Origin of the sequence: Flavobacterium terrisoli, from assembly GCF_030167905.1 — a bacterium.
Taxonomy (GTDB): Bacteria; Bacteroidota; Bacteroidia; order Flavobacteriales; family Flavobacteriaceae; genus Flavobacterium; species Flavobacterium terrisoli.
In genome coordinates, this window is record NZ_JARGNA010000012.1 from 1 (window position 1) to 22,153 (window position 22,153).

At 38.6% G+C, this 22,153-nt stretch carries 10 protein-coding genes and 1 rRNA gene; 6 read left to right on the forward strand and 5 right to left on the reverse strand.

The window, feature by feature from the left end:
* The first annotated feature begins 13 nt into the window (after window positions 1-13).
* A 5S ribosomal RNA gene (gene rrf / locus P1K33_RS15155) occupies window positions 14-123 on the forward strand.
* Between the two features lie 335 nt (window positions 124-458).
* Here rrf and P1K33_RS15160 read toward each other — a convergent pair.
* The 5 genes from P1K33_RS15160 to porU all read right to left on the reverse strand — a co-directional run bounded on the left by P1K33_RS15160 (window position 459) and on the right by porU (window position 8,937).
* On the reverse strand, window positions 459-2,087 hold the full coding sequence (locus P1K33_RS15160; protein ID WP_284653837.1) for a dihydrolipoamide acetyltransferase family protein: 1,629 nt from the start codon (window positions 2,085-2,087) through the stop codon (window positions 459-461).
* Window positions 2,088-2,089: 2 nt separating this feature from the next.
* The gene (gene pdhA, locus P1K33_RS15165) at window positions 2,090-3,091 is read right to left on the reverse strand and encodes a pyruvate dehydrogenase (acetyl-transferring) E1 component subunit alpha (RefSeq protein WP_284653838.1); all 1,002 of its coding nucleotides are present in this window, start codon (window positions 3,089-3,091) and stop codon (window positions 2,090-2,092) included.
* A 138-nt stretch (window positions 3,092-3,229) separates the two neighbouring features.
* Window positions 3,230-3,712, reverse strand: coding sequence for a cytidine deaminase (gene cdd, locus P1K33_RS15170; RefSeq protein WP_284653839.1), 483 nt, complete (start codon window positions 3,710-3,712; stop codon window positions 3,230-3,232).
* A gap of 84 nt (window positions 3,713-3,796) precedes the next feature.
* The gene (gene porV / locus P1K33_RS15175; protein ID WP_284653840.1) at window positions 3,797-4,996 is read right to left on the reverse strand and encodes a type IX secretion system outer membrane channel protein PorV; all 1,200 of its coding nucleotides are present in this window, start codon (window positions 4,994-4,996) and stop codon (window positions 3,797-3,799) included.
* 38 nt (window positions 4,997-5,034) lie between these two features.
* Window positions 5,035-8,937, reverse strand: coding sequence for a type IX secretion system sortase PorU (gene porU, locus P1K33_RS15180; protein WP_284653841.1), 3,903 nt, complete (start codon window positions 8,935-8,937; stop codon window positions 5,035-5,037).
* A 208-nt stretch (window positions 8,938-9,145) separates the two neighbouring features.
* Here porU and gldJ point away from each other — a divergent pair, with 208 nt between their 5' ends.
* From gldJ to P1K33_RS15205, 5 genes are all read left to right on the forward strand, one after another.
* Window positions 9,146-10,867, forward strand: a complete 1,722-nt coding sequence (gene gldJ, locus P1K33_RS15185; protein ID WP_284653842.1) for a gliding motility lipoprotein GldJ — start codon at window positions 9,146-9,148, stop codon at window positions 10,865-10,867.
* 69 nt (window positions 10,868-10,936) lie between these two features.
* Complete coding sequence (locus tag P1K33_RS15190) at window positions 10,937-12,220, forward strand: UDP-N-acetylmuramoyl-tripeptide--D-alanyl-D-alanine ligase (RefSeq protein ID WP_284653843.1); 1,284 nt, start codon at window positions 10,937-10,939, stop codon at window positions 12,218-12,220.
* 202 nt (window positions 12,221-12,422) lie between these two features.
* Complete coding sequence (locus P1K33_RS15195; RefSeq protein WP_284653844.1) at window positions 12,423-19,097, forward strand: T9SS type A sorting domain-containing protein; 6,675 nt, start codon at window positions 12,423-12,425, stop codon at window positions 19,095-19,097.
* 228 nt (window positions 19,098-19,325) lie between these two features.
* Window positions 19,326-20,912, forward strand: coding sequence for a helix-turn-helix domain-containing protein (locus P1K33_RS15200; protein ID WP_284653845.1), 1,587 nt, complete (start codon window positions 19,326-19,328; stop codon window positions 20,910-20,912).
* Window positions 20,912-22,072, forward strand: coding sequence for a tetratricopeptide repeat protein (locus P1K33_RS15205; protein ID WP_284653846.1), 1,161 nt, complete (start codon window positions 20,912-20,914; stop codon window positions 22,070-22,072). Before P1K33_RS15200 ends, P1K33_RS15205 begins: the two co-directional genes overlap by 1 nt.
* Window positions 22,073-22,153 lie beyond the last annotated feature (81 nt).

Sequence of the window (22,153 nt, forward strand, 5' to 3'; positions counted from 1 at the left end):
TTGCAAACCAGCTTAAGGTGGTTATTGCGTCGGGGCTCACCTCTTCCCATTCCGAACAGAGAAGTTAAGCCCGACTGCGCAGATGGTACTGCAGTTATGTGGGAGAGTATGTCGCCGCCTTTTTTTTGAAAACCCTGTTCGTTAGAACAGGGTTTTTTGTTTTTAAGCGGTTCGGCATTTGATATTAAGAGGAGAATGTCCAGTGGACATTCGGTTTTATGTCGCCGACTTTTTTTAAAAACCCTGTTCATTTATTTGGATAGGGTTTTTGTTTTATAGCGCGAGGGATGGAAGTGGCATCCTTTTCATTGTTTTGTGTTTTGGTTATTGAACAGCACTCAACTTAATACAACAATGAAAAGATATAACGGACAGCCCGGCCGGCAAGGACGCGCCATAAATCCAATAAAAAACCCACTCAATGAGCGGGTTTTATTAGTTATAAGGAACTTTTGTTGTTATGCCAACATCGTTACCGGATTCTCCAGGAAAATTCTCAGCGTTTGCAGGAATTGAGCTCCTGTCGCACCGTCAACGGTTCTGTGGTCACAAGCTAATGTTAGTGTCATGGTATTACCTACTACAATCTGACCGTTTCTTACTACCGGTTTTTCTTCGATAGCACCTACCGATAGGATCGCCGAATTCGGTTGGTTGATGATGGATGTGAATGATTGGATGCCAAACATTCCTAAGTTGGAAACCGTAAACGTACTTCCATCCATTTCGGCCGGAGTCAGTTTTTTGTTTTTGGCTTTACCGGCTAAGTCTCTTACGCTGGTGCCAATTTGAGTCAGGCTCATTTGGTCAGTAAAATTCAATACCGGAACCACTAAACCGTCTTCAACGGCTACCGCTACCCCAATATTAACATGGTGATTGATGATCATTGCATCTTCTCTCCATTGTGAGTTTACCTGTGGATGCTTTTTAAGCGCCATGGCACAAGCTTTTACAACCATATCATTAAACGATACTTTGGTATCCGGAACGTTATTGATAACTGCACGCGATTTCATTGCTTCATCCATTCCTACTTCAATAGTTAAGTAGTAGTGTGGTGCAGTGAATTTAGATTCTGCCAAACGACGCGCAATGGTTTTACGCATTTGCGAGTTTTTGATTTCTTCAGAGAATTTCTCACCCGCAGGTACAAATGGTTTTACAGTTGCCTGTGGCACTTCGCTTGTAATTGGTGCGGAAACTGCCGCAGCTTGTGGCGCAGCAGCAGAAGGCGTGAAGTTCTCAACATCACTTTTGGTGATGCGACCGTTTTCGCCTGAACCTTTTACCTGAGCCAAGTTGATTCCTTTTGCTGCAGCGATTTGTTTGGCCAATGGTGAAGCAAAAATTCTTCCGCCATCAGCAGTTTGAGTAGCTTCAGTTACTGTTGTAGCTGTTGCTGCTTGTTCGGATACTGCCGGTGCAGCTGCTGGAGCAGCGCCACCTTTTTTATAATTTTCGGCTATGCCGTTAATGTCTGTTCCTGCAGGACCAATGATGGCCAAAACACTGTCAACCGGAGCCGATTGTCCTTCATTGATTCCGACGAATAGTAATGTACCGGCGTTGAAAGATTCGAATTCCATAGTCGCTTTATCGGTTTCGATTTCGGCTAAAATGTCTCCTTCTTTTACTTCGTCACCTACTTTTTTCAACCAGGTTGCTACCGTTCCTTCGGTCATGGTATCACTCAAACGAGGCATGGTAACCACTACAACTCCTTTTGGTAAAGAAGCCGTTACAACGGCCGGAGCCGATGCAGTCTCAGTTGGTGCCGGTGCTTCAGCTTTAACTTCAGAAGCAGCAAGTGCTGAATCACCTGAAAGTAATCCTGAAATGTCTTCGCCTTCTTTTCCAATAATGGCTAAAAGAGAATCTACTGCTGCAGTTTCACCTTCTTTGATTCCGATGTATAATAAAGTACCGGCGTTGAAAGATTCAAACTCCATGGTGGCTTTATCAGTTTCAATTTCAGCCAGAATATCTCCTTCTTTAACCGTATCACCTACTTTTTTCAACCAGGTGGCTACAGTTCCTTCAGTCATCGTGTCGCTCAAACGCGGCATTGTGATTTTTGTTGCCATAATTATAGTCTGTGAGGGATGAAAGGATAATTTTCTTGTTCGTAAACCACATCATACAATTGTTGTGCTTCCGGGAATGGAGATTCTTCGGCGAATGTGGCACATTCTTCCACCAAATCTTTTACTCTTTCGTCAATCACTTCAATTTCTGCATCAGTAGCATACTTTTTCTCTTTGATGACATCCAATACTTGTGTGATTGGGTCAATTTTTTTGTACTCTTCCACTTCTTCTTTAGAGCGGTATAATTGCGCATCCGACATTGAGTGTCCTCTGTAGCGGTAAGTTTTCATTTCTAAGAAAGTTGGTCCATCTCCGCGACGGGCTCTTTCCATGGCTTCGTGCATAGCTTCGGCTACTTTTACCGGATTCATTCCGTCTACCGGTCCGCAAGGCATTTCGTAACCTAAACCTAGTTTCCAGATGTCTGTATGGTTAGCAGTTCTTTCCACAGAAGTTCCCATCGCGTAACCATTGTTTTCACAAATGAATACTACCGGCAATTTCCATAACATGGCCATGTTGAAAGCTTCGTGTAACGAACCCTGACGTGCTGCTCCATCACCAAAATAGGTTAGGGTTACACCGCCGGTTTCGAAATATTTATCGGCGAAAGCCATACCGGCACCCACAGGAATTTGAGCTCCTACGATACCGTGACCACCATAAAATCCGTGTTCTTTAGAAAAGATGTGCATCGAACCACCCATTCCTTTGGAAGTTCCCGTTACTTTTCCTAAAAGCTCAGCCATTACTTTCTTTGGGTCAACACCCATTCCGATTGGTTGAACGTGATTACGATAGGCTGTAATCATTTTGTCTTTTCCGCCTAAGTTCATAGCGTGCAATGCACCGGCTAAAACGGCTTCCTGACCATTATATAAGTGAAGAAATCCTCTGACTTTTTGTTGAATATAGAGTGCGGCAAGTTTGTCCTCAAACTTTCTCCAAAACAGCATGTCTTCATACCATTTTAAATAAACTTCTCTTGTTACTTCTTTCATTTGTTACTTTTGCTAAAGCGTTATTAAGTTCTAAATATGATTCAACGCAAAATAGTTCACTCACACACAAATTTGCGAAAGGCAAAAGTAAAACATTCCCCGTAAGAAGTAAAATTTAAAAGCAGTAAATTTTCCTTTTTATAGGAAGTTTTTATCGAAACTCAGCGGTAATAAATTTTTAATCGAATCTGATTTGTAAACTTCTCCGCTTTCTCCCATAAAATAGATTTCGATTGGTGAATCCTGTTTGAATTCGTACTCTGAAATCGACTGGCGACAGGCGCCACAAGGAGGAATAGGGGATTTAGTTTCACTGTTGTCCGATGCTGCCGTGACTGCTAATTTTACAATTTTGGCGTCGGGATAAATGGCACCACTCTGAAAGATGGCCACTCTTTCTGCACAAAGTCCGGAGGGATAGGCCGCGTTTTCCTGATTGGAGCCCAAAACCACTTTTCCGTTATCCAACAGTAAAGCAGCACCGACCCTGAATTTAGAATAGGGCGCGTAGGCTTTTTTCCTGATTTCGACAGCTTGCTGCATTAAGGACTGTACTTCCTGTGGAAGCTCTTCAGCAGATTGAAAAACAGTGAACGAGGTGTTGATGTTTATTTGTTTCATTCAAATGGTTATTTCATTATTGAGGAAAAAAAATCCAAATTTCAAAAGAGAAATTTGGATGTTGTATTTATGATTGTTTATCTACTAATATTCTTCGTATTTATCACCAAAGTTAAACGTTAAGGAGAAACGAAGTGTGTTTTCTAATGGGTTTTTTACTTTTGAAGCAGAGAATAAATAAGATACATCTACTTTTACTACGTTATATTTAAATCCTGCACCCAGCGAGAAAAATTGTCTGGCTCCTTTTTCAGGGCTTTCGTGAAAATACCCTAAACGCATAGCAAATGAATCCTGATACAAATATTCTGTACCAACTGAATAAGTGAATTCCTTTAATTCTTCACTAAATCCACCCGGTGCGTCGCCGAATGATTTGAAGATACCTGAAACCCAGTTCACTTTATTGTATTCAGCGTTTAATTGGGTTTGTAATGCGATTTCATCATCACCTATAATTTGACCATCTCCATTTATATCAGCGCTTTGTGGTGTTGGTACCAAAAGTTTTGCCAATTCAATATTTACGGAAACTTTATTGTATTCATCAAAGATAAAATCGTAACCTCCACCTATTCTCATGTTGGCTGGTAGGAAGTTGGCACTGTCATCATCTGACGCACCTGAGTCATAATTGATTTTTGGCCCCAAGTTCTGAAAGTTAAATCCAAGTCTTAGTCTTCCGTTGAAATCAGCTAAAGCGGTTTCTTCACTTTGATAAAAACCGGCAATATCTACTGCGAAAGTACTGGCTGGTTTAGCATCGCCACCTGAATCGGTTGGAAATCTTAATTGGGAACGAATATATCTACCTGCAACAGCCATGGCAAATCTTTCGCTTAATTTCAGCGAGTAAGAACCGTCTAAAGCCAATTCATTTGGCTTAACAATTACCGGCTCATCTTCAGCTTCTCTTCTGAATTCAATTTCACCTAAACCAAAGTAACGCAAACTGAAAGCAAAAGCACTTCTGCCTTCGTCGCCGAATCGGTTGTAGTAAGTTGCCTGACCTAAGGAAATATCATTTACTAAGTCGGTCAAATAGGGTGTGTAACTGGCTGTAAAACCTTGTTTGTCCAATGAGAAAGCATATTTGGCCGGATTCCACTGTTGTGAAAAAGCATCAGATGAAGTTGCAACTCCTTGGTCTGCCATACCTGCGGCACGAGCATCAGCAGCTACCAATAAAAATGGAACTCCTGTTGTGATTACTCGGCTGTCTTCTTGGGCGTTTATGGATTGTATGGAGGTAAATAATATAAAAAGGACTGCAATTTTTTTCATTTTCATTTTTAATAAAAGTTAACAAATATAGTATTTTCCTAAAGGATTACAAGTTTTTCTATTTTTTCTGCTTTTTTATTCGTTAAAGTGGATTTTACGGTCAATTTATACACATAAACTCCTTTCCCGATCCGGTCACCAAAATCATCTTTTCCATCCCAGGTTATTTCTCTGGAAAGAAAACCATCCGTGGTCACCGTTTGGTTTTTACTCCAAACGATTTTACCGGTAATTGTCATTACCTGAACTTGTACTTCTAAAGGTTCGAAAGGCCTGTTGTGTGAAAACCAAAATTCGGTATAACTCACAAAAGGATTTGGATAATTCAAAACATGGTCTAAGGCTATGCTTTCATCTCCAACCACAACAAATTGTATTTCGGCAGTGATAGGATTGTTATATACGTCCCATGCTTTGAAAGTTAAGGTATGCAAACCGACAGCTAAGTTTCGGAAAGGAAAATAAACCCTTCCATGGGTGTAGTCATCCGGTGCCGTTTCATAATAATCATTCATGATGTACGGTTTGGTTTCGTCTCCATCCAATATCCCGACTATATCATGCCCAATTCCACTGGCGGTATTTATTCCGTTAGCGTCATACAATAAAGCCAATAAAAAAGGAGATTCATTTGTAATGCCGCCATTGACAAATGTTTCATCATTCATATATAATTTTACGGTTGGACCATCATTATCTACAGCTGCATTGGTATTAATGCCGCCAATTTTAATGTCGGTGTTGTAGCCCGTTTTGTCCAATAAAATTTGATTACGTTTGGCATAAAAACTGATTCTTCCATTGCCAACAGGTATTCTAATGTCTCTTGGTACCACAAAACTAAACTCAAATTGTCCGCTGTTAACCAAGGCATTTCCTCTGAAAATGGTTTCTCCTAAAGTGGTAAACGACATGGTTGGTGCTGTCTGAAGTGCATCATTAATAACCGCGTCGCTATTGTCATTTCTCAATGTGGTAACCGTAATGTTTTTATCAAAGATATTTACGGATAATGCACCGTTATAGGTTGGAAGAGGATTGTTGTTTTCGTCCAGTACCTGTCCGGTTAATGTCACAAAGTCCAAAGATTTAAGATCGTCAATTGGTCCGGTGATAGGATCGCCATTGACTTTGGTCAGTACAACTTTCGGTTTAGGAATGGCCAACATTAAAGCAGGATCACCAAGATAGAATACAATATTGGTTGCAGAATTCGGGCCTGAGTTTTTGGCCAATCGCAATGCTTCAGCAATAGATGTGTAAGTATCGCTGCCATAAGCAAAAAGATATTGCGCCAAATCATCATTAAAGCCTTGTGCCGTGTCTTGCCCGATGGAACGAACAGTAGTAATCATAGATATAGCACCACCTTTTGGATTCCAAAAAGTATATTCTCCTGCAGTTGGGCGATAAGGATTGTCAAATCTCGAAAAGTCACAGGTAATGGTTATGAATAATGGGTATTTGTAACGATTGGCTAAATTTTGGCCATCTGATTTTTCCCAAATACGCTCTTCCGATAATCCGTCTTCACCACCATGTCCTAAGTAGTTAAATACCAAAGCGCCTTTTTCAAAGGCTGCAAAGATTTCTTCCCGTGCTTTAGGATAGCGTTTTCCTCCGGCAGATGTTTCCTGTACATATGAATCCAAAAGGATTTTTTTGACATTGATAAAAGGTTTTTCCAACGAAATTCTGTCGGCCAGCCTGTTTTGGTAATATTGTAATTGTTTGTCTCCGGGCTTTTCAGGATTTGGGTCATCGCCAATGCAAACATAATTGTTTCTCCAGTTGCCATAGGATTTCAAGTCATGGTATTCTATCACTTTGTTGACCATTTCTTCGGCCTGTTGCGTTGAACTTACGATCATTCTGCCTACCGCAATATCAAGGCTGCCATAATCAGGAGCAGTACTTAATGAACCGATGGTAGGGAAAACACCAAAATCCATTCGACCTTCATCAGAAGACATCAATCCGAAAAAGTCATCAGCCGTAAAAGAGGATTCTGATTCGGTAAAACTGTTTAAACTTTGATAGGTTGGTATTATATTGGTGTTATTCGGAATTCTGTCTTTGAAATCATATGAGCCATCCCCAAAAAGATTGAGGTATTTTACGCTGTTTGCCGTAGAGGAAGCATTTTGGAATACATATTTGACAAAGTTACGAATGGCTCCGATGTCTTGTTTGCCGGAAGAGAATTCAGTATAAATGTTTTCTAAATTCACCACTTTTACATTTAAACCGGAATAATTTCTATGGAAATTGGCCAATTTTTCTGCCTGTGTGTTTAATTCTTTTGGCGTTACAATGATGTAATCAATGTCCTGGAATTGCCCTAGTGCATTGTTGAAAATTGTACCTTTTATATTTTGGTTGTCAACTTTTGATTTTGATTCTTTTGAGGGAGTAAAATAATCGTTGCTGTCAATGGCAATGTATTTTCTGGTTTGGCCAAGATAGGATTTGAAAGAGAAGGTGCTTTGATTGGCGTTTTCTACTTTGGTCACATTATAAATATCAGTGATGTCCCAAACCTGACTTATTCCTGCCGCATTTGAAAGCTGATATTCGCCCACACCGGGTAAAGAAGCTGCTTGATCATATTGAAATCTAAACTGTTTTCCATAGCCTTGAAGGTTTCTTTTCGCTTTTATGTTTATAAAATCCAAATAACCTTTTGAGCTCGGTACACTACCATTGTCATAAGTGACTTTGATAGTCACATCTTCTGAAGACACAAGCAAACTACTCGTTACAATTCCCTCAAGAATTTTTGTACTGCTATCCGTGCTTAGCGAACCAAAATTAATGTTACCAACCAATTGGGAATTGGCTTCTATTTTAAAGTTGGTAGGCGTAAAAGCCGCAGAAGCAGCATGAACAGAAACCTGAATCGGAGAAGTTGTGACTAAATTCGGGAATTCAAAATCAAATTCCTGTACCTCAGTGGTACTGAAATCTTCACCAAACCACATTCTGCCCAATCGGACATAGTTTGTTTTTTCGGTTTCGTGGAATTTATAATCATCAAAAGTGGTAATGTTTGTGTTAACAGCTTCGACGGGTTGAATCATGTCATTGATTCTTTTTCCATTATCACCGCCCGATGTTACATAATAATAAGCTCTTTCGGCGTAAATATTAAGATTGGTTTTATAGTCGTCGTTCCAGTTGTCCAATCCGTCAGCATAAAAAAGTATATAATCCTGACTGTCAAAAACACCATCGCCTTCCCCGACAAACTGAATGGCATTTTCTTCTAAATCCATTGGATAAGAAACCGAATTCAATAAGGGTAACATTTTACCGCCACTACCAAAGATTTTTAGTTTTCGCGGATCAACATTGGTGTCAAGACCCAAGCTTTGAAGAAAACTTTTGGAGATTTTATAAACACCTGATTTTTCAACATAAAAACGATACCAATTCCCTGTACTAAGAACCGAGTTTTGAATGGTATTTACATTATTTGCCGTGTTGCCATTTCTATTGGCTTGGCTTTGTTGAACAGAATAGCTGAAAGAGATGAGTTTTTTAAACGAATTTCCTTCCTTAATAATAGGAGTAAGGGAAAGTTGTCCATAAAACTTATCACGGCCAATGGTGGTTTTGAATGAATATTTGAAAGAAGCGGGAATGCTTCTGCTATCGATGTCTCCGAGTTGGTTTTCTGCGATGGGTTCAAAAACCAAATTGCTGATTTGAATGCCGTTTTCGGCTACAAAACCGGTTAGGTTGAAGGTTGAGATAAACTTTAGCGTTCTCGAATAAGTGTCGAACTGATAATTCTTGATATTAAATTGCGGGACATTGAAGGAATAATCACCGTGTGGGAACGTTTTTTTTTCGGTCCAATTCAAAGTGATGCTTCCTTGCTCTTGAGAAATACCTATGAAGGTAACAAACAGCAACAAAACGATGGTAATCTTTTTCATAGTATAGAATAAACGCAAATTTCAACAAAATAGTATAAAAAATTAAAAAAATTTTTTTTTTGAGACAAAATACAATAAAACTATTATTTTTGCGTTGTATATAAAATGCGTCGGTAAAGGCGGATTTAGTATTAATTTAAAAAAGATGTTGCAATGTAAAGGTTAATTCCTATATTGCGGCTCTAAATTTTTACCTACTAAAAAGATTATGAAAGTAAACAAAATTATTGCTGTAAAATTATTGCTGTCATTAGTGATAATGATTGGTTTTACTAGTTGTAGTAAAAAATCCGATTCTAAAGGTGGTTCTAAAGCTACTGGATGGAAAATCAACGATAAAAAGGGTGGTTTCCAATACGCTTCGAAGTTTAAAAAACAAGCGACAGGTCCAGGTTTAGTTTTGGTTGAAGGAGGAACATTTACCATGGGTAAAGTTCAGGATGATGTAATGCACGATTGGAATAATACTCCAAATCAGCAGCACGTTATGTCTTTCTACATGGATGAGACAGAAGTAACCAATATGATGTACATGGAGTACTTAAATTGGTTAAAAACCGTTTTCCCTCCTGATCAGGAAAATTACAAAAACATTTATGAAGGTGCCTCTCCTGATACATTAGTATGGAGAAACCGTTTAGGTTATAATGAAACAATGACCAATAACTACTTAAGACATCCGGCTTATGCTGAATATCCTGTGGTTGGTGTGAATTGGATTCAGGCTACTGAGTTTGCTATCTGGAGAACGGATCGTGTAAACGAAAAAATACTTGAAGAACAACGTTATTTGAAAAAAGATGCTAAAGTAACAGATGTTGCTGCGGATAAAGTTTTCAGTACGGAGGCTTACTTAGCTTCTCCATCAACTTCTATGGGTGGTGACGAAAAAATCGTATTGAAAAAAGGTCAAAAAGGTGGAAAAGCACCTGCAAAAGCTGCTGCTGCCGGTGCTAACAATACAGCAGGTAACAGTGCTAAAAATGTTTATGCACAAAGAACTTCAGGTTTGATTTTACCGGAATACAGACTTCCAACGGAAGCGGAGTGGGAATATGCTGCTGCTGCTGACGTAGGTCAAAGAGAATACAACGCTTACAAAGGGCAAAAGAAATATCCATGGTCTGGTACTTATACCCGTTCAGGAAAAAGACAAGTTAGAGGTGACCAATTGGCTAACTTCAAACAAGGAAAAGGAGATTACGGTGGAATCGCAGGTTGGTCTGATGATGGTGCCGATATCACTAACAAAGTTAAATCTTATCCTCCAAACGACTTCGGTTTATATGATATGGCCGGAAACGTTGCAGAATGGGTTGCCGATGTTTACAGACCAATTGTTGATGATGAAGCAAATGACTTCAACTACTACAGAGGTAACGTTTACATGAAAAACAAAATCGGAGAAGACGGTAAAGTAGAATTAGTAACTGCTGAAACTCAAAAATTCGATACTTTATCAAATGGTAAAATTGTTGCAAGAAACATGCCTGGTCAAATTGCTCAGGTTCCAGTTGATGATAAAGAAACTTATTTAAGACAAAACTTTGACAAGTCTGACAACAGAAACTATCGTGATGGTGATAAACAATCAACAAGATACTTCAAGTTTGGTAATTCAGAAGAAGGAGATGAAAAAGGAAAATTGAGAGACGATCAAAGAATGTATGATTCACCTAAACACAATGTTTCGACTGACAGTTTAGGAAACATGGTTAAAAAATATGACAAGTCTAACAAAAGATCGACTTTGATTAATGACGATGTTAGAGTTTACAAAGGAGGTTCTTGGAGAGATAGAGCTTATTGGCTGGATCCTGCGCAAAGAAGATACTTCCCGCAAGATATCGCTACAGACTACATCGGATTCAGATGTGCTATGTCTAGAGTTGGTCCAAAAGCTGACAAAAAGAAAAGACCTAGAAACTAGTTTTTAGTTTTATGAATAATAACAAAAAAGCCCTAATTTTAAGGGCTTTTTTATTTTAACACCATTTCCATGACCATCCAGAATATTCATGACTTATTTTTAAAGTGTTCCAAAGTTTCTATCGACACTCGAAAAATTGAACCCAACTCTTTTTTTGTAGCCATCAAAGGAGAACGATTTGACGCCAATACTTTTGCTAAAGAAGCCTTAGAAAAAGGTGCGGGTTATGTAATGATTGATAACGCAGCTTACTATATTGATGACCGAACCATATTGGTAGAAGACAGTTTGAAGGCGTTGCAGGAATTAGCGCAATACCACAGAAACTATCTGAAATTGCCAATCATTGCCTTGACAGGAAGCAATGGAAAAACTACAACCAAAGAATTAATCAATGTGGTATTGTCCAAAAAATTTAAGACTGTGGCTACGATAGGCAATCTGAACAATCACATCGGTGTGCCGCTAACGCTATTGTCTTTTACTAAAGAAACCGAAATAGGCATAGTGGAAATGGGTGCCAATCATCAAAAAGAGATTGAGTTTTTATGTGAAATTGCCCAACCCGATTATGGTTTTGTGACCAATTTTGGCAAAGCACACCTCGAGGGTTTTGGTGGGGTTGAAGGCGTGATAAAAGGCAAAAGTGAAATGTATGCTTATCTAAAAGCCAATGTAAAATCGGTATTTGTAAACCTTGATGATGAAATTCAAAACAGCAAAACAGTCGACATCAAGCGATTTACTTTTAGTCAAATCGACAAAACAGCTGATGTTTATATTGAAGAAGTGACCGCCAATCCTTTTGTGAAAATTAAATCCCGAGAAATTGATATTTATTCCCACTTAATTGGACTGTACAATGCCAATAATATCAGTGCAGCGATTACCATTGGGTATTATTTTGGAGTTTCACCTATGCTGGTAAAACAAGCGATTGAAAGCTATATCCCCGAAAATAATCGTTCTCAATTGTTAGCCAAAGGAACAAACGAAATTATCCTCGATGCTTATAATGCTAATCCAAGCAGCATGAAAGTGGCTTTGGAAAACTTCATCCAGTTGGACAAGCCTAATAAAGTGATAATTATTGGAGACATGTATGAATTGGGAGAAGAGAGTCTTCTTGAACACAAGTTGATTGTAGATTTTTTATCCCAAGCCAATTCTTTGGATTGTCATTTAGTGGGCAAGGACTTTTTTGCCAATGCCGTTGAAAATGATTTTTTACATTTTTATCCGACATTTGAAGATTTTGCGAGGTATTTATCGACAATATCATTTGAGCATAAAACCATGTTGATTAAAGGGTCAAGAGGTATGGCCTTAGAGCGAACTTTAGAATACTTATAACGTGAAACTCCCTTGGAAACAAGGGAGTTTTTGTTTTTTACAGATACCTGATTGTTAGCGAGATAGCAATTCATTTTTTCTATAAAGCCCTTTTGAATTTCGTTAAATTAGAAAGTGTTGCCTTTTTTTATATAGTATTAACCCAATACTTTTACTTCACTTAAATTAACCAATTCAAATTATCATGTTTAAAAATTACTTTTTGAAAAGTTCATTAGATTCTTTTTCGTACTCCTACGAAAAAAGCAATGAACAGAAACCAAATTCAATTGGTTTTGCATTAGTTGTTTTGCTGCTGCTATTTGCTCTTTCGAGCATGAAAGCACAAACACAACTTATCCCGGTTTCGGATGGCGCATTTAATTCAGGCAGTACTTTTGCGGCCAACGGTTGGACTGTTGCCAATGAAGGTGTTGGACCGGTTAAATGGGTAGTAGGAACAGCAGTAAATTCCGGAGCTATTACCGGAAATTCAGCCTATGTGTCACTTGACAATGGAGATACCAATTCTTATGTTGGGATTTCCGGAGCCAGAACCGTATTCTTTTATAGAGATATTGTTATCCCGGCCGGCGAAACAAACATCGCTTTAACTTTCAATTGGAAATCAGTTGCATCAGCAACTTCAACTTGGCAGGTTTTTGCCGCGCCAACAACCTATACACCGGTTGGAACAGATTTGCAAACCAGTGTTCCGGCAACTTTGGCAGGAGCAACCTCAATAACTTATGGTAGCGTTAATGCCGTTACACAAACAGCATTTGGATTTATTCCAGCAAGTTTTGCGGGTACTACCGTTAGATTAATCTTTATGTGGTCAAATGGTAATGGTGGAGGAACTAATCCTCCAGCCTCTATTGATAATATTTCATTGGTGTCAAGAGCCGGAGGTGTTGAAATCGCTTCAATTGCTACCGGTAATTTTACCAGTCCATCAACTTGGGATGCAGGTTATGTGCCTTCTCCTGCAGATGACATTGTAATTAATGCAGGTCACACCGTGACAATTGATAACAGAAATTTCGGAGCTAACAATCTTTACATTGCCGGAGCTGCTGCGGTATTGCAATTCGGAACGATTTCTGATGAATTTACAGTATACAATGACTTATTGGTTAGTGGTTCAGGGGCCAGATTTAATGTTTACGAAGGAACAAATGGTAAGTCCTTAAAAGTGGGTCACAATATTGATTTGGCTTCAGGAGGAAGATTAGATGTTTCTGTTGGAAATACAGGTACCGGAATCGGATCGCTTAACTTATTTGGATCTACTGTTCAGACGATAGTTTCTGATGGCACAGGTCTTATCGGTGGTACAGTAGTTGCGACCGGAACAACAAATACCGCTGGGATCATCAATCAATTATTGATTAACAATACAAGTACGGCGACTCCAAATATCGATTGGCAAATCAACAACGTTAGAATCAAAAGTATTCTAAGAATGAACACTGCCAGAGTTGGACTTGGTTCTAATAAAATATGCATCGGAAACTTTGCCGCAATGTCTTCAGGTAACTTTACCTGTAATTTAGGGAATGGTTTCATCGGTGGAGAAATTTCAAGATGGTATACTACCTCAGCGATGGGAACTGTTATTGATCCGGGAACTGATTATAATCCAAACAGTACAGTTTTATTCCCGTTCTTAAGTGCTACAGGACAAAACAGATGGGCATTCTTAGTAAATTCAGGGGCTACGACAGCAGGTGAATTAGCTATGAGTTATACAGATGCAACAACTATGACTACCGGTCTTTCGGTTGTTGATGGTTCATACACTGTTACAGACCGATACAACGGAAGCTGGGCAGTATCTAAAACAGGAAGTACTTATGTAAGCGCTTCAGGAATTTATACTTTAGGACTTTATGCCGTCGGCGCTTATAGTGCTTTGGATGGTAGTTCAAGAGTAATGAATTCAGGTTCGGTTACCGGAACACATATTAACGGTACAGCTTCTCCTTTTGCAGTGAGAAAAAGCATTGCAGATGCAGATTTAACAACTGCACCGTTTTATGTAGGTATTGGAACTTCTTCATTACAAGCGGTAGCGACTAAAACCTCTGCAGCTACCGGAGACTGGAATAATGCAGCAACATGGTCGCCAAGCGGTGTACCTGGTTGTAGTGATATCGTAACTATTGCTTCAGGACATACCGTAACGGTTAACTCAGCTGGAAATAATGCTGCGGGTGTTACCATTAATGCTGGTGGGACATTAGTAAATGCTTCAGGAGATTTAACCGTAGGTTGTACAAACAACAATGCTGTTTTTGCCAATAACGGTACAAATGCTGTTTCTGGTGGTACACTTACTGTTAATGGTAGCGTAATCCACAGAACAACGGCTACTTTCAATCATACTGGTGGTAACATCGTTGTTGATGGTAATGCAGGTGGCATTGCTGCTAATAGTGTTGCTCAGGGTGCTTCTTTATTCAAAATAGAAACTTCTTCGATTAACTTAACCGGAGGTAACATTACTATTGTTGACCCATTGGTTAATAATGCCGTTCAAACGACTGCAACTTCGGTTACTACTTTCCCGGTAAATACATATGGTGCTACCGGTACTTTTACAAAAACAACCAATGCTGCGGCTACTACAGGATCGACAACAATTGTGATGTCTGGTTTCAATAGTAATAAAGCGATTTATGGTGTAGGACAAATTGTAACAGGAACCGGAATTGCTCCGGGAACAACCATTGTTTCTGTTACTGCCGGTCAACTTTCAAATTCCCCAATCACCTTAGTTATATCACAAGGAATTACAGCTGACATTGCTGCAGGAGCTGCATTGAATTTTGCTTCAATGAATGATGGCAGTTATGTAATTGATATTGATAGTGCTAGTGCAAACTCTAGTAATTTGGCTGTTGGTCAAATCATTTCCGGTAATGGAATCCAGGCAGGAACCACCATCGTAAGTATGGGCTATGATTTAAATGGTATCGGAGGGATTGTTATCTCCCAACCTTTATCAGGATTAACTACGTCACCAATTACGGCTCAAGAGGCAGTGAACTTCTCCGGAGTTTCACCAAACTGTTCAACGATTGTTTTACCGGCAGCAAATCCATTGTTGCAGGTAGGCCAGATTGTTGGCGGTACAGGTATTCAGCCCGGGACTACAATTACAGCTATTAATGGTGCAAGAATTGATTTGTCTTTACCACCAACCGGAGCGATTGTAGCTCCTGCAACCATTACAATCTATGATAGTAATGCAAGCAGCTATGCTTTTGTTTATAGTTCTGCCGTACACAAAGCGACTGGTCTTAATCATACAATCCAAATAGGTGATGGTGTTTCAACAGACCAGGCACCGGTTACTACAAATGGTTTTTATACCAACTTTGCTGCTGGTGGAGGAGTTTTATCTGTGGGTAACTTTACAATCAATGCACCGGATGCAGTTAACAGATTCTGTAAAAGTATCGGAATCTTAAACGTTCAAAATAAGTTTACCATTGCTTCAGGAAGCTCATTAGTGAGACCAATTGCATCGAGTACTCCAATTTATTTTGGTGGTGATATTGAAAATAATGGTGTGGCAAACATCCACACAAATACAGCGATAAACTTTGCCAACTATTCAAATGGAGCGGCAGTGGCTACAACCACACCTCAAACTATTTCAGGTACAGGTATATATTATAACGACTTGAATAGCAGTTTGGCTTATGCATCATTTACCTCATTAACGGTTAATAATACTAATGCTTCAGGAGTAACGGTAAGTATGCCAAGTTTTAGAACAGGTTCACTTACTTTGAATGCAGGTGTTATCAATACATCGATAGCAACACCTTTATATGTTGGTAGAGCAGATTTATCACAAACAGGTTTTATTACCGGGACCTTTAGCAACACGGCTTATATCAACGGTCCTTTGGTAAGAGGAATAGCTACAACTAATTCATCAGCAAATTATGTAGTGTATCCGGTTGGAAAAGATGGTGTTTATTCACCGATATCTTTAGCTGTTACCGGTGGCGCCGATTTCAAAGTGGAAGCATTCAATACCAATTCAGGTACTGCTTCTGCCAATATATCAAACTTAAGTGCAGCAAGATGGAAAGCAGAAAGAGTTGGAGTTTTAGGAACTTTAACCGACTTTAATGTGAGATTAGGACATTCAGGTGTTGCTAACGGAAATCTTGTTGTTCAGGCAACTGCTGATCAAGGAACTTATGATAATGTATTTGGAAATACTTCGGTGTTTACTGCAGGAACTCCTAATACTGTAAATACAATTGCTGCCACTCCGGGCGCTAGTTACACAGGTTACTTTGCTTATGCAATGGTGCCAACATGTACGACACTTAACCCGGGAAATACAATAGCTGATACAACAATAACTCAAATTGTAACATTACAGAACTCAAGTAATACTGGTATTACTGCCGGTTCAGCTACTGTTACTCTTTCAGCTGCTAATGCTGCAATTACTGTAGGTTTAACTGTTACGGGGAGTGGTATTCCGACAGGTACTACAGTAGCAGCAATTAGCGGAACAACATTAACGTTGTCTCAACAAGCTACAATATCTTCTGTTTCACAGACAGCATTAACTTTCTCTATTATTCAGACTCCGGCGACTTTGTGTAGTTCACAAACTGTGGCATTGAGTATTCAAAACACACAAGTTGGTGCAGGTATTACTTATCAATGGCAGGCTTCAACAGACGGAGGTGCTAACTATACAGATATTTCCGGTGCTACCGCTACAACTTATGTGGCAACACCAACAATGAATACTTACTATCGTTGTGCAGTAACTTGTTCTAATGGACCGATTGTAGCTTATTCTACTCCGGTTCAGGTAACTTTTACCAATACGGTATCAACAACACCAGCGACTATTTGTGGGCCTGGTGTAGCAAACTTAGAAGCCACCACATCTAATGGAACCATTAATTGGTATGCTACTGCTACCGGTGGTGTTGCATTGGCTACAGGGAATACTTATTCTCCAAATGTTGCAGCGACTACCACTTATTATGCAAGTGCAGAAGCAACATCTACTTATACTGCCGGAAAAGTATTTGCGGGAACAACTACTCAAACAGCTCCATTTAGTGGTCTTGTTTTCAATACTGCAACTAACATACGATTGAATTCAGTAAAAGTGCATCCAAAACAAACTGCGGGTGCAGCTGATGCAGGTGCTCCAATTACCATTAAATTATATGATAAAAATGGAATTCAGGTTCCAGGTACAACTGCGGTAACCTTTATCCCGGCAACCAATACCGGTACTATCTCCGCTTCAGTATTTAATACGGTTGTACTTAACTATGATATTCCGGCTGGTACAGGCTACAGATTATTAGCAACTAATGGTTTGAGCGCTACCAACCTAATTGGAAAATTAAGCAGTTTCCCTGCAGCAACCCCGACGGCTACTGGTGCTGTTGCCTTTACAGGTTCGTTAAACAGTTTTGATGGTACGACGGATGCGAGTTATAATAACTTCTTTGAATGGAATGTAACTGAGGTGTGTGCTTCTCCAAGAGTTGCTGTAACTGCAACGGTTAATCCTGTCACCACAAACACCACGACTGTTTCGGCATGTGATACTTATACCTGGTCAGTAAACGGAACGACTTATACTGCTTCGGGAACTTATACTTCTGTGGTTGGATGTCATACAGAAACGTTAGAATTGACCATTACGCCAAGTACAAACAACACCACGACTGTTTCAGCGTGTGATACTTATACCTGGTCAGTAAACGGAACGACTTATACCGCTTCGGGAACTTATACTTCTGTGGTTGGATGTCATACAGAAACGTTAGAATTGACCATTACGCCAAGTACAAACAACACCACAACTGTTTCGGCGTGTGATACTTATATCTGGTCAGTAAACGGAACAACTTATACTGCTTCGGGAACTTATACTTCTGTGGTTGGATGTCATACTGAAATTTTAGTCTTGACCATTACGCCAAGTACTTCCAACACAACGACTGTTTCGGCGTGTGATACTTATACCTGGTCAGTAAACGGAACAACTTATACGGCTTCGGGAACTTATACTTCTGTGGTTGGATGTCATACAGAAACTTTAGAATTGACCATTACGCCAAGTACAAACAACACCACAACTGTTTCGGCGTGTGATACTTATATCTGGTCAGTAAACGGAACGACTTATACTGCTTCGGGAACTTATACTTCTGTGGTTGGATGTCATACAGAAACTTTAGAATTGACCATTACGCCAAGTACAAACAACACCACGACTGTTTCAGCGTGTGATACTTATACCTGGTCAGTAAACGGAACAACTTACACTACTTCGGGAACTTATACTTCGGTTACAGGTTGTCATACGGAAACATTGGTATTGACTATTAATTCTGCAGCGACTCCAACAGGTGATGCTGTTCAGACAATCTCTGTTGCCGATTTGAATGATGCGACTTTAGAAGATTTAGTAGTAAGTCCGAGTAATGTAATTTGGTATGCTAGTTTGGCTGATGCACAAGGACAGATTAATCCTCTTGCCATGACAACAGTAATCACAACCGGTTCGATCTATTATGCAGTAAATGTTTCTTCAGGATGTCCAAGTGCGCCATTCGCAGTTACAGTAACTGTGGCTTTAGGAACAAATGGTTTTGATAATGCAAACTTTAGTTTCTATCCAAATCCAACTTCAGGAATCCTTAACATCAGTTACTCTGAAGAGATTACGAATGTGAGTGTAATCAACCTGGTTGGACAATTAATTATGGAGAGAAAAACAAATCAGAATCAGATTCAATTTGATTTGTCTTCATTACCATCATCAACTTATTTTGTAAAAGTTGAATCTAATGGTAAATCAAAAGTGGTTAAAGTGGTTAAACAAAATTAAGTTTAACAGCTAAACCGCTAAAACAAAAGAATTTAGTAGTTTTTTTATAGATTTTTTTTAAGACTAAACCCTTCTCGATTCGTTGAGAAGGGTTTTTTAATGTTTTTATTTTTATCAGCCGGGTTTTGTAAGTCATTTTAACAATTCAAAAAATTATTTTTGTCTCGATTATTCTATATATTTGCGGTAATTTGTGGGCTGACTCTTTGACATTAATATAAATACCACATGAAATATCTTATAAAAATAAATAGATATTTTTATTTCTTTTTACTATTTGGATTCCTCCATTCGAATAGCAATGCACAGTCTTTAAACAAACATTATTTGGCTGATGATGTCGAGAATTTAATCCATTCCAACCCCGATCAGGCCTTAAAAATTGCACAATACCTATTAAGTAAAACCAATACGACCAATAACGAAAAAGCCAGAGTTAATTTTTTGATATCCAAAGCTTATTTGGTCAAAGGTGATTATAGCAGTGCACTGAATTTCCTATACGAAGAGAAGAATTATGAAGATTATCTGTCTGAAAAGGAAAGGATCAATATCGAAATCGATAAAATCAATCTTTTAAGAGAGTTAACGCTTGACAAACAAGCCAAAAAAATCCTTGAAAACCTTGAAAATACTTTCGGAAATTCGACTGATTCCAGAATGAAATTGTACTTGGATTTAGCTGTTGCAATTGAAAAAGCAAAGTTTTTAGCCAAAGAAGGCAAAGCCGAAAACGGAATCACTTTGCTCCAAAAACAGATAGTTCCTTCTGAGAAGGTATTAGTAAATGCGAAAGAATTACAGCCTGATTTTATCATAACTTTTGGGCAATTGTATTTAGAACAAAGAAATTTTACTGAAGCACAAAAGTATTTTGAAATGGCGATTGAAATGATCAACAAACGCGGCGATCAGAATGTATATACTAAAATTGAGGCACTGCATGGTTTAGCCAAGGTTTATTTCCTAAAAAAAGAGCATCAAAAAGCCACTTCGTTTGATGAAGAAGCCATGTCTTATGCTAAAAATTTCAACAATCTTTTTTGGCAGGTAAAAATAATCCAACAGCAAAACGTGAGTTATTTGGCTTTGGGCGACATGGCCAATTATAAGCAAACCAACACCAAGTTTTTTGAACTGCAAAGTGAAACAGAAGCACAGGAACAGGAAGCCATCAATACGGCTTACAACCTCATTTCTGATGAATATTCGGAAGAGTACAATCAGGATAAAGCCAATTATCTCAAGATAGTTTATGTCGTTTCAGGATTGTTTTTAATCGTAATATTGGTTTGTGTTTTCTTCTGGCAAAAAATTGTGCAACGCAAAAAAGGGCTGGATGTCATTATCAATTATATCGAAATCACAAGAAGCAATCTTTTAGGCAGTTTCAGCATTACCGATAAGAAGCATGAACCAAGAAAGAACATCATTTTAAAAGAAACCGAAGAGCAGATTTTGAATAAACTAAAGCGATTTGAGAGTTCAAAACGCTTTATAAATAAAGATATTTCGCTGGCAGTTTTGGCCGGGCAGTTGGATTCGAATACAAAGTACCTTTCGGAAATTATCAATACACACTACAACGTCAATTTTAATACATACATCAACAAACTGCGTATCAATTATATCATTGAGAAACTGAAAACGGATCCTAATTTTATCAATTATAAGATTAGTTATTTGGCCGAAAATTGCGGTTTTTCATCACATAGCAGCTTTGCAACGGTATTTAAATCGATAACCGGAATTTCTCCGGTGAAATTTATCGAGCTGTTGAATCAGGAAAAAGAGAATAATCTATTGGAAGAATAATGAATGCAAAGAAAAACATATTGTTGTTCCTTATTTTAGCGGTGAGCTTGCTGACGGCTGATTCACTCTATTCTCAAAAACAGAAGAACATAGACAGTGTCCTAACCGCTGCCGGAAATGAGATTTATGTAAATCCTGATCACGCCATCAAGGTTGGTCAAAACATCGTCAGACAATCGGAAGACAATGTAGATTATAAAATCAAAGGCTACAAACTAATTTCGGATGCCTATTCTTCTAAAAGGGATTATGAGAAATCACTCGAATACCTAATAAAAGCTTCAGAATTACTGGGCGAGTCCAATGATAAATTGCTCAAAATAACCATTGTCAACAAAACCGGGATACAATACCATCAGTTAAAAGTTTATGACAAAGCCATACAGTATTTAGACCAGGCAGAACATTTGATTGCAGATTATCCCAACAAAGATTCCATACATACCGAATTGGGTAAAAACTATATCGTCAGAGGATTTATTTACAAGGAGAAGCTAAGTTGTGCCGTTGCGATTGCTTTCATTGACCGAGGCATTGCCGAATTAAAGAAATCAAAGGACAAATCAGATGCTTCAACCAAAATCAGCATAGCCGTATACAACAAAGGAAACTGTTATCTTTTATTGCACAATAACAAATTGGCGCTTGAAAACTTTCAGGAAGCCGCAAGAATTGCCAAAGAAGTCAATGCTAAAAGTTTAGAAGCTTTTGCATTGAAAGGCAGTGCCAAAATATATACTTTGGAAGGGAAAAACCTTGAAGCGATTGAAGCTTTAAACAAAGCTTTAGAACTCTCTTCAGAGGTAAATGATTTAATCCTGAATCAGGAAGTTTACAAAGGTTTAGCCGAAAACTATCTGGCTATAAACCAATGGAATCAATTTGAGGTTAATCAGAAAAAATTTATCGACGTTCAGAAATTAATCAAGGATCGTGAACGCACTTCGGTGAGCGAATCCTTGGGTGTAAAAGAAGTCGAACTCAAAGCAAAGCAATCAGAATTGGCTAAAAAATTCTATTATTTACTATTGCTGCTCTCTATTATTTTGATCTTAATTGTTCTATTTTTCTACGTAATCGTTAAACGAAAAAAGAAAGAAATCGACGCAATAAAGAGTCAAATCTACGTACTTCAAAACAAAAAAGGGAAAGAAGCTTAAGTCCCGATTTCACCTCAAAATTACCCATAAATAGCCTTGTTATGCTTTGTAATTTACTGAATTTACAAAGCAAAACCGTTT